Here is a 1,206-nt window from a genome sequence, read left to right on the forward strand (position 1 = left end):
ACGATCTGGCAGGGCATTCAGGATGTGCGCGTGGCTGCGCTCACGATTAAGGCGCTACGCGACGAAGCTGGGTGACTTGTGTATAAACCTATGCCTTAGTCGAGTTTCGGTTTTCGAAGACTACATTTAACAAAAAATTGGAATTCATTTTGCTGAAGAGCAATATTAAGAATAGCTAATTCAATACAATGGTATGCATCAGTAGAAAATTTTCTTGCTCAACTATGAGCAAATCGATCTGCAACGATATTGGAGCAATTGCAATCCAAGAGATGGCATTATGACAATTCACGAATTATCAGGAATTGAAGCAAATGAAGTTTCAGGTGGAATTCCATGGACAACGGCTGCAAGTGTTGCACTTGCAGAATCAGCCTCTTTGGGGCCATTGGTTTGGGCATTTGGCATGGGGTTCGTAATCGGAACCACTAAGTACAAGACACATCTTCATATCGCACATCAAATTTAAAATTAAAATTAATATTAATTATTAAAATGTCGAGTTATTTATTTTAATTAATCAATGTCTTAAGTAATTAGACAATACCATAATACTAAAACGAAAATTAATTTAAAAATACATCATGATTAAAATAATTTCATTCCTCTTTATTTCATTTTCCTTAGTTTCAGGCTATCTAAATAACACTTGGAATTTTTACCTACTAACATCACTAGGACTTGGATTACTATCCTTAGATCAAAGCAACATCCCTTGGAAACGCAAAATTTCAAAAAATAGCTGGGAGTGGATAATTAATGATAAATACGAAATAACTTACCTAGGAAAGGTTCTTCAAATATCTTCATTTATTTTACTTGCCGTATGCGTCGCCACTTATTAATATAATTTTATTGGCGCCATGCTACTGTACGGAATCGGACGTTGGGTCTGGTATCGTCCGTTGCGCCAAGCAACGGAGGAACAAATCGTGCATGCTGCACGTCAACAAAGCCATTTCTTGAGACTGTCCGAAGTGTAAAATTAATCAAGCTAGCTACCGTTACGCAGACCAAGGCGTCAAACGAGCATATTGATTAAAAAATTGTATGGTCACGCGCAAATGTGCTCACCGCGATTACAAGCTCAAAATAGACATAGCGTGAGGCACCTGCCCCCTGTGTCAGGATAGTTGTCGCGTCATCTGATTTCTCGTAATCGTACAGGGGGCGGAGCAAAGACGGGCAGTGAAACACTATTCAGCA

Annotated in this window: 1 protein-coding gene; it reads left to right on the forward strand. The window is 38.8% G+C overall.

Annotation, left to right across the window (positions count from 1 at the left end; all coding sequences use genetic code 11):
• The first annotated feature begins 214 nt into the window (after positions 1–214).
• Complete coding sequence (locus H7U20_RS13940) at positions 215–469, forward strand: hypothetical protein (protein WP_199759757.1); 255 nt, start codon at positions 215–217, stop codon at positions 467–469.
• The last annotated feature ends 737 nt before the right edge of the window (positions 470–1,206 follow it).

This window comes from Rugamonas violacea (assembly GCF_016461825.1).
GTDB lineage: Bacteria > Pseudomonadota > Gammaproteobacteria > Burkholderiales > Burkholderiaceae_D > Rugamonas.